Source organism: Streptomyces niveiscabiei, from assembly GCF_001419795.1.
Classification (GTDB): domain Bacteria; phylum Actinomycetota; class Actinomycetes; order Streptomycetales; family Streptomycetaceae; genus Streptomyces; species Streptomyces niveiscabiei.
In genome coordinates, this window is the sequence record NZ_LIRL01000384.1 from 1 (window position 1) to 8,349 (window position 8,349).

8 protein-coding genes and 1 pseudogene are annotated in these 8,349 nt (G+C 74.0%); 7 read left to right on the forward strand and 2 right to left on the reverse strand.

The features are described 5' to 3' along the window. The coding region (locus tag AOK24_RS19255; RefSeq protein WP_276206845.1) for an acyl-CoA dehydrogenase family protein at positions 1–331 on the forward strand (331 nt) is incomplete at its 5' end. 458 nt (positions 332–789) lie between these two features. After that, complete coding sequence (locus AOK24_RS19260) at positions 790–1,269, forward strand: ATP-binding protein (protein WP_055721310.1); 480 nt, start codon at positions 790–792, stop codon at positions 1,267–1,269. Between the two features lie 382 nt (positions 1,270–1,651). Here AOK24_RS19260 and AOK24_RS19265 read toward each other — a convergent pair whose 3' ends face one another. After that, positions 1,652–2,578: a cyclase family protein gene (locus tag AOK24_RS19265; protein WP_055721311.1), complete on the reverse strand. Its 927-nt coding sequence runs from the start codon at positions 2,576–2,578 to the stop codon at positions 1,652–1,654. Positions 2,579–2,663: 85 nt separating this feature from the next. Here AOK24_RS19265 and AOK24_RS19270 point away from each other — a divergent pair, with 85 nt between their 5' ends. From AOK24_RS19270 to AOK24_RS19285, 4 genes are all read left to right on the forward strand, one after another. Then, positions 2,664–3,575: an SDR family oxidoreductase gene (locus tag AOK24_RS19270; protein ID WP_055721312.1), complete on the forward strand. Its 912-nt coding sequence runs from the start codon at positions 2,664–2,666 to the stop codon at positions 3,573–3,575. A gap of 14 nt (positions 3,576–3,589) precedes the next feature. Beyond that, the gene (locus AOK24_RS19275) at positions 3,590–4,729 is read left to right on the forward strand and encodes an acyl-CoA dehydrogenase family protein (RefSeq protein WP_055721313.1); all 1,140 of its coding nucleotides are present in this window, start codon (positions 3,590–3,592) and stop codon (positions 4,727–4,729) included. Beyond that, positions 4,726–5,775 (forward strand): Zn-dependent alcohol dehydrogenase, encoded by a 1,050-nt coding sequence (locus AOK24_RS19280; RefSeq protein ID WP_055721314.1) that lies wholly within the window; start codon positions 4,726–4,728, stop codon positions 5,773–5,775. The genes AOK24_RS19275 and AOK24_RS19280 overlap by 4 nt, the downstream gene beginning before the upstream one ends. A 112-nt stretch (positions 5,776–5,887) precedes the next feature. Further along, complete coding sequence (locus AOK24_RS19285) at positions 5,888–7,153, forward strand: MFS transporter (protein ID WP_055721315.1); 1,266 nt, start codon at positions 5,888–5,890, stop codon at positions 7,151–7,153. Here the strand turns inward: AOK24_RS19285 and AOK24_RS19290 are convergent. Further along, positions 7,049–8,086: a GlxA family transcriptional regulator gene (locus tag AOK24_RS19290; RefSeq protein ID WP_055721316.1), complete on the reverse strand. Its 1,038-nt coding sequence runs from the start codon at positions 8,084–8,086 to the stop codon at positions 7,049–7,051. The two genes, AOK24_RS19285 and AOK24_RS19290, sit on opposite strands and share 105 nt — an antisense overlap. Before the next feature lie 71 nt (positions 8,087–8,157). On the opposite strand from AOK24_RS19290, the pseudogene AOK24_RS49710 reads away from it, so the two are divergent. Beyond that, a pseudogene (locus tag AOK24_RS49710) lies at positions 8,158–8,349 on the forward strand (bifunctional RNase H/acid phosphatase); the annotation flags it as partial.

Here is an 8,349-nt window from a genome sequence, read left to right on the forward strand (position 1 = left end):
CGAGCAGTTCGGGCGTCCCATAGGCGCGTTCCAGGCGGTGCAGCACCTGTGCGCCGAGGCGCTGGTGCGGGTGGAGGTCGCGCGCGCGGCGGTGTACGCGGCGTCGGTCACCGGGGACGCCGCCGACATCGCGGGCGCGCGGGTGCTCGCGGACGAGGCCGCCGTACAGGGCGCGCGGGACTGCCTCCAGGTGCTCGGCGGGATGGGGTTCACCTGGGAGGCGGACGTACATCTGTCGCTCAAGCGCGCGTGGGTGCGCGCGAGGCGTGCGGGAGGGGCGCGGGAGAGCGAGGAACTGCTCGCGCGGGAGCTGCTCTCCGGGGCCGGCTGACACCGCCGTGGCCTGCGGGGACGGTGCCGCGCGCGGGGGCGCGGTGTACGGATGTCGCCGATTGTGGCAACGGATGATGACGGTGTGTCGATACCTGGTTGTGTCCCGCGCGTGACCCGTCACGGTGTGGAGTCGGGGATCCGCTCCGGTACCGTCGGGGGATGCGAGTGGTTCCGGGTGTGAGCCGCCCCGGTGTCGCCTGTCCGACTTCCGCAGAGGGGGGTCGCACAGTATGCCGCACGGGTACTCCTTCGCGCTGGAATATGCCCGAAGCGCTCGCCGGGGTGACGGAACGTCGATCAAGCTGTTCTGCAAGGGATTCACGTTCTGTCACGACGCCTCGGGCGGTTGCCGGGGGCGCGCGGGAAATGGCTACGATCGTGGCCCTCGTCGTCATGGGGGGCACCTCGCCGTCGTGGCGCGCGGGGCTGTGTCCGCCGGTTCGGATGGTGTGAGCGGTGCAGGTGCTTCAGACGCAGTTGGAGATCCGGCCCGACCCCGCGGAGGTGGGGCGGGCCCGCAGATGGGCGTGCGCGCGCCTGGCCGGGTCGGCCCTGGCCGACGACGACGCGCTCGCCGAGACGCTCGCGCTGATCGTCTCCGAGCTGGTCACCAACGCCGTCGTGCACACCGGCCGGCCGGCCGTCCTGAGCCTCTGTCTGCCCGGTGAGGCGGCCGGGGAGGCCACGGTGCGCCTGGAGGTCGCCGACGGCAGCGAGAGGGCTCCTGTGCCCCGCTGCGCGACCGACGACGCCACCGGCGGGCGCGGCCTCGCCCTCGTCGACGGGCTCGCCGACCGCTGGGGGTGGGCCGCCGAGGGCGCGGGCAAGCGGATCTGGTGCGAACTCGACCGTCCCGCGCGGGCGCAGGGGCAGGTCGCGGCGGAGTGCGGGCGGGCGCTGGGGATCTTCGAGGGGCTGGCCTACGGCGCCGTGTGACCCGCGTGCGCGTACGTGTGCCCGGCCCGCTCTGCGAGGGCCGGCGGTGCGCCCGGCCGTGCTTCTGTGCGCGCCCGGCGCGAAGCGGGCTTACAACCACAAAACCCCGAGAGGGTGTTGACGCGAGGTGTCCGTTTGATCACGCTTGTGGTCAGCGATTCGCCGCGAGGGGACGGCGAGGGCTTCGGTGACGGAAGTCCTCGGCGAGTGTGGGTCGTTGATTCGGCGTCGGTTCCCTCTCGGGGCGAGGGGACGCGGGGCGGGCGCGCCGAGTCCGGACGGCGGTGCGCGGTGCCGTGCTCGGGGCGGGCGCGGCGTGCCGCCGTCCGGTGCCGTACGGGGGCGTCTCGCGCGGTCGGCTCGCGCGGACGTCGCGGACGTCTCAGAGGACCGCCACCGGCGCCACGGGCGTGCCGGTCGCGCCGACGAACGGCTCCGGCATCGCCGACAGCAGGAACGCGTACCGCCCGCTTTCTCCACAGGCTGTGGACAACTTCTCCAGGTTCCAGTTCTGCCCCTGGAGCATCCCCATCTCGACCAGGTCGAGCGCGTGCACCGGCAGCCATAGGTTCTCGATCTCCGGTGGGAAGATCTCGAAGGTCAGCGTGTCGTTCGCGACGGCGGCGACGTCCCGCGCGTGGAACCACTCCGGCGTGCGCACCGACAGCCCCGGCGACGGGTACGCGTACGCGTGCCGGTCCCCGCCGAGATACACCCGCACCTGCCCGGTCCGTACGAGGACGACGTCCCCCGCGCGCACGCGCACCCTGCCGAACTCCTCGGCCGCCGCGAGGTCTTCCGGCGTGACCGCGTGCCCGCCGTCCAGCTTCTCGACGCCCCGCGCGCGGGCGACGTCGAGCAGCACGCCCCGTGAGACGACGTGCCGCGCGGTGGCGATGCCGCTGAAGGCCGCGCCCGCGTGCGCGGTGATCGTGTCCGCCGGGCGCCCGTTGTAGATCCGTCCCGAGTGCGAGACGTGTGTCAGCGCGTCCCAGTGGGTGCCGGCCTGAAGGCCCATGGTCACCGCGTCGTCGCTGCACGCCACCGTGCCGGGACCGAAGATCTCCTGGTTGATCTGCGTCATCGCGTGCAGCGGGTTGACGCGCCCGGGGATCGCCCCGGTCTGCACGCCGTCCTCCCTGAGGGGCAGCGCGAGCGGCACCCGGCGCCCGTCGCGCACCTCGGCGGCGGCCCGCCGTACGACGTCGCCGGTGATCAGGTTGAGCGTGCCGATCTCGTCGTCCGCGCCCCAACGCCCCCAGTTGTTCACGCGCCCCGCGATCTCGTGGAACTCCTCCGGCAGTGCCATCCGGTGCCTCCCCGGGGCTTGTCCTCGGCGGTTGGCCGCGCCATAAAATCTAACGGTCCGTCAGAAACCGTGGAAGGGGCGGGTCGTGGGGAACTTCTTGGCCGGCAAGGTCGTCGCCGTCACGGGCGCGGGACGGGGGATCGGACGGGCCGTCGCGCTGGCCGCCGCGCGCGAGGGCGCGCGGGTCGTCGTCAACGACTACGGCGTGGCCGTGGACGGCGCCTCGCCCGCGAGCGAGGTCGCCGAGGGTGTCGTCAAGGAGATCGCCGCCGCCGGAGGGGAGGCCGTCGCCGTCGCCGACGACATCTCGACGATGGCCGGCGGGCAGCGGGTCGTCGACGTCGCGCTGGAGACGTACGGGCGGCTCGACGGGGTCGTGTGCGTCGCCGGGATCCTGCGCGAGCGCATGCTGTTCAACATGACCGAGGACGAGTGGGACCCGGTCGTCGCGACGCACCTCAAGGGCACGTTCACGGTGTTCCGGGCCGCCTCGGCGGTGATGCGCGAGCAGGGCTCCGGGTCGCTGATCGGGTTCACCAGCGGCAACCACCAGGGCTCCGTCTCGCAGGCCAACTACAGCGCCGCGAAGGGCGGGATCATCTCGCTGGTGCGCAGCGCGGCGCTCGGGCTGCACAAGTACGGCGTGATCGCCAACGCCGTCGCGCCCGTCGCCCGGACCCGGATGTCGGCCGGGGTGCCGATGGAACTCGCGGAGATGGGCGAGCCCGAGGACGTCGCCGCGATGGTGATTTTCCTTTTGTCCGACCGGGCGCGCGACCTGTGGATAACCGGGCAGGTCTATACGGTCGCCGGTGCCAAGATTGCGGTGTGGGCGCAGCCGAGGGAAGTGCGGGCGGCGTTCTCGCAGGGCGGCTGGACGCCGGAGCGGATCGCCGAGGTGCTGCCGGGGAGCGTCGGGGCGGAACCGATGCCCCTGCTGGAGAAATTGGCGGCGATGAGGAAAGCGGCGGCGGAGGGAAACCGTCCCAACGCGTGAGGAGAGGAAGGGTCATGGATTTCGAATTCGGTGCCGACGACTTCCGTGCCGAGGTGCGCGCCTGGCTCTCCGAGCACGTGCCGTCGGCCGTGGACCGGCGCTCCTGGGAGCGCACGCTCGGCGCCGCCGGGCGGATCGGGATCGGCTGGAGCGAGGGCGGCTACGGCAACCGGCCCGAACCCCTGGCGAGGCAGGTCGTGTGGGCCGAGGAGTACGCGCGCTCGGGCGCCCCCGCCCGCTCCGGGCACATCGGGGAGAACCTCCTCGCGCCCACGCTCCTGGCGCACGGAACTCCCGAGCAGAAAGCCAGATTCCTGCCCCCGATAGCCGCCGGCGAGGAATTGTGGTGCCAGGGCTACAGCGAACCCGGCGCGGGATCCGACCTCGCCGGAATCCGCACCCGCGCCGAATTCCACGAGGGCGGATACCGGATCACCGGCCAGAAGATCTGGACCTCCCTCGCGCACGACGCCGACTGGTGTTTCGTCCTCGCCCGCAGCGACCCGGAATCCACGCGCCACAAAGGGCTCACTTTTCTTCTCGTCCCCATGGACCAGCCGGGCCGGATCGACGTACGGCCCATTCGCCAGATGACCGGCACCAGCGAGTTCAACGAGGTGTTCTTCGACGGGGCCCTCGCCGCCGGGGAACACGTCGTCGGGGCGGCCGGAGACGGCTGGCGGGTCGCCATGAGCCTGCTCGGCTTCGAGCGGGGCGTCTCCACGCTCGCCCAGCAGATCGGGTTCGCCGAGGAGCTGGGGCGGGTCCTGGAGACGGCGGCGCTGACCGGGGCCGACCGCGATCCCGTCGTCCGCGAACGGCTGGTGCGCGCGTGGGCCGAGCTGCGGGTCATGCGGTGGAACGCGCTGCGCACGCTCGGCGGCGCGCAGGAGGCGGGCGCCACCAGCGTCGCCAAGCTGCTGTGGGGCGGCTGGCACCAGCGGCTCGGGGAGCTGGGCGTGCTGGTGCGGGGCGCCGGGGCCGCTGTCGGGCCTGGCGCGTGGGCGCCCGAGGCGCCGTACGAACTCGACGAGGGACAGCGGGAGTTCCTGTTCTCGCGGGCCGACACGATCTACGGCGGCTCCGACGAGGTGCAGCGCACGATCATCGCCGAGCGGGTGCTCGGTCTGCCGAAGAGGGGAGCGGTGCGATGAGGGGTGTCGTGTTCGACGGGAGCCGCGTCGAGGTCGTGCGGGACCTCGACGTACGGGAGCCGGGGCCCGGGGAGGTGCTGGTCGCGATCTCCGCCGCGGGGCTCTGCCACAGCGACCTGTCCGTCGTCGACGGCACGATCCCCTTCCCCGCGCCGGTCGTCCTCGGGCACGAGGGCGCGGGCGTCGTCGAGGCGGTCGGCGAGGGGGTGGCGCACGTGGCGCCCGGCGACCACGTCGCGCTCTCGACGCTGGCCAACTGCGGGGCGTGCGCGGAGTGCGACCGGGGCCGCCCGACGATGTGCCGGCACTCCATCGGCCGCCCGAAACGCCCCTTCACCCGCGCGGGCACGCCGGTCCACCAGTTCGCCGCCAACTCGGCGTTCGCCGAACGCACCGTCGTCAAGGCCGTCCAAGCGGTCCGCATCCCCAAGGACGTCCCGCTCACCTCGGCCGCCCTCATCGGCTGCGGCGTCCTGACCGGCGTCGGCGCCGCCCTCAACCGCGCCCGCGTCGACCGGGGCGACCGCGTCGTCGTCATCGGCACCGGCGGCATCGGCCTCAACGTCCTCCAGGGCGCCCGCCTGGCCGGCGCCCTGCGCATCGTCGCGGTCGACACCAACCCGGCGAAGGAGGAGGCCGCCCGCACCTTCGGCGCCACGGACTTCGTGACGTCGGCGGAAGCGGTGCGAGACCTCCTCCCGGCCGGCGCCGACCACGTCTTCGAATGCGTGGGCCGCACAGCCCTGGTCCGCGCCGCGATCGACCTCCTGGACCGCCACGGCCAGGCGATCCTCCTCGGCACCCCACCCCCCACCGCCGAGGCGTCCTTCCAGGTCACCTCCCTCTTCCTGGACAAATCCATCCTCGGCTGCCGCTACGGCTCCTCCCGCCCCCAGCGCGACATCCCCCTCTACGCCGACCTGTACCGCTCCGGCCGCCTCCTCCTGGACGAACTGGTCACCCGCACCTACCCGATCGAGGACTTCGAGAAGGCACGGGCCGACGCGGAGGAGGGGAGGGTGGCCCGGGCGGTGCTGACGTTCTGAGGAAGGCCCGGACGGGCCGCCGGCACAGGCGTTGACATGCGCACACTCGGAGTTATCCACAGGCTGGGAAAAATTACGGAGCGTTGTCGGTCCGGGCACCTACCGTTGTCGCATGAGCTACCGAGACCTCGCCACCCGACCGGCCCTGACCTGGTCCGCCGTATCCGTCGGCGCGCGGATGCCGGTGGCCATGGCGCCGCTCGCGCTGGTGTTCCTGGCCCGGGAGCGGCCCGGGGGTTACACGCTGGGTGCGGTGCTCGCGGCGGCGTTCGTGCTCGGCGAGATCGTCGGGGCGCCGGTGCTGGGGATGCGGCTGCGGGCGGAGCGGGCGCGGGCCCAGCTGGCCGCCGGGCTCGCGGGCGGGGCCGTCGGCTTCGCGGGGCTCGGCGTCCTTCCGGGCGCGCACCCCGCCGTCCTCGTCGCGTTCGCGCTCCTGGCCGGGGGCGCGCCCGCGGCCTCCGCGGGCGGACTGCGGACGCTGCTGACCGAACTGGTCCCGGGGCGGGCCGCCGCCCAGGCGCTGTCCGCCGAGTCGATGCTGATGTCCGGCGTGTGGGCGCTCTCCCCGGCCGCCGTCGCCGGTCTCGCCCTCGGCGTCGCCCCGGAGGTCCCGCTGCTGCTCGGGGCCGCCCTGATGGCCGCCTCGGTCGCGGGCCTGTGGCTGCTGCCGGCCGCGTGGGGCGTCGGCGGGGCGGAGCGGACGGAGGGTTCCCGCGCGCGAGTGCTGGCCGGGGCCTGGCCGGTGTACGTCACGGGCGCGGCGAGCCTGACGATGCTGGGCCTCGCCGAACTCACCCTCCCCGCCCTGCTCGAACAGCGCGGCATCGGCGTCGGCTGGTCGGGTCCGCTCCTGGCGGCGATGGCGGTCGCCGCCGGGCTCGGCGCGTTCGTGTACGGGCTGCGGAACTGGCCGGGGCTGCTGCGGACCCGCGGACTGGTCCTGACGACGGCGATGGCGGCCTGCGTGACGCTGGTCGCCCTGGCCACGCACCCGGTGGCCGTCGGGGCGGCGCTCTGCGCGGGCGGCATGTTCCAGGCGGGCGCGACGGTCACCCGCAACCTGGCCCTGCGCGACGCCCTCCCGCCGGGCGCGCTGGCCGCCGGCTACTCGGTCATGTACGCGGCGGCGGGCGCGGGGTACGCGGCGACCGGCTCCCTCGCCGGGCTCCTGCTGAAGGTGATGGCACCGTCCTCGGCGGTGCTGGCCGGGGTGGTGCTGATCCTGCTGCTGAGCGTGGTCGGGTGGGCCGGGGAGGCGCACCGCGCGGGGCGGTCAGCGCACGGCGGCGCCGTGGTCGCGGGGGCTGCCGGCGGCGTCCCGGTCCCCCCGGAACGTACGGCGATAAGCCGACGGCGTGACGCCCAGGGAGGTCTGTAGATGCTGGCGCATCGACTGGGCCGTGCCGAAGCCCGCGTCGCGGGCGACGCGGTCGATGGAGAGGTCGGTGGATTCGAGGAGGTGACGGGCGTGGGCGATGCGCTGGGCGGTGAGCCACTGGCCGGGGCTGACGCCGGACTCCTCGCGGAAGCGGCGGGTGAAGGTGCGGACGGACATCGCCTCCTGCGCGGCCATGTCGCGCAGCTGGATCGGCTCGTGGAGGCGGGCCAGCGCCCACGCGCGGGCGGCGGCCGTGCTGGCCTGGCGGGGGTCGGGGACGGGGCGCTCGATGTACTGGGCCTGGCCGCCGTCGCGGTGCGGGGGGACGACGGTGCGGCGCGCGACCTCGTTGGCGACGGCGGCGCCGTGGTCGCGGCGCACGATGTGCAGGCACAGGTCGATCCCCGCGGCGACACCGGCCGAGGTGAGGACGTCGCCGTCGTCGATGAACAGGACGTTCGGATCGACGTCCACGCGCGGGAAGAGGCGCTGGAGGTGCTCGGCGTCGGCCCAGTGCGTCGTCGCCGGGCGCCCGTCGAGACGGCCGGCGGCGGCCAGGACGTACACGCCCGTGCAGATCGACGCGAGCCGCGCGCCGGGGCGTACGCGGGCGAGCGCCGACTCCAGTTCCGGGGTGAGGACGCCCTCCTCGAAGACCGGCCCCAGCTGGTAGGAGGCGGGGACGATCACGGTGTCGGCCTCGGCCAGCGCTTCCGGCCCGTGCTCCACCATGATCGAGAAATCGGCGTTCGTACGGACCGGGCCGGGCGGGCGTACGGAGCAGGTGATCACCTCGTACAGATGCCGGCCCCGCGCGTCCCGGGGGCGGCCGAAGATCCGGTGCGGGATGCCGAGTTCGAAGGGAAGGATGCCGTCGAGGGCGAGGACGACCACGTGGTGCGGGCGGAAGGCCCGTGCGCTTCCGGGGCTCATGGCCCGATCCTAGCGAACCATGTCCTTCGGGCCAGTCGATGCGGGGGAGCGGGGGGCCGATGCTGAGTGACGTGACTCAGACAACCGAGACTCCAGCGGACGGGCCGTACCCGACCGGGCGCTCCGCGACGGGACTGTCCGGAGCCGGGCCCGCTGCTGCCGGGGCGCGCGTGACGGAGGCGCCCGCGGCCGGGCTGTCCGCGACCGGATCCTCCGCGGCCGGGCCCTCCGCGGCCGGGCTGTCCGCGGCCGGGCTGTCCGCG

What these genes read in the sequence shown, in the direction of transcription:
- AOK24_RS19280 (WP_055721314.1), top strand. Translation starts at nt 4,726, where the DNA reads ATGAGGGGTGTCGTGTTCGACGGGAGCCGCGTCGAGGTCGTGCGGGAC.
- AOK24_RS19265 (WP_055721311.1), bottom strand. Translation starts at nt 2,578, where the DNA reads ATGGCACTGCCGGAGGAGTTCCACGAGATCGCGGGGCGCGTGAACAAC.
- AOK24_RS19285 (WP_055721315.1), top strand. Translation starts at nt 5,888, where the DNA reads ATGAGCTACCGAGACCTCGCCACCCGACCGGCCCTGACCTGGTCCGCC.
- AOK24_RS19290 (WP_055721316.1), bottom strand. Translation starts at nt 8,086, where the DNA reads ATGAGCCCCGGAAGCGCACGGGCCTTCCGCCCGCACCACGTGGTCGTC.
- AOK24_RS19275 (WP_055721313.1), top strand. Translation starts at nt 3,590, where the DNA reads ATGGATTTCGAATTCGGTGCCGACGACTTCCGTGCCGAGGTGCGCGCC.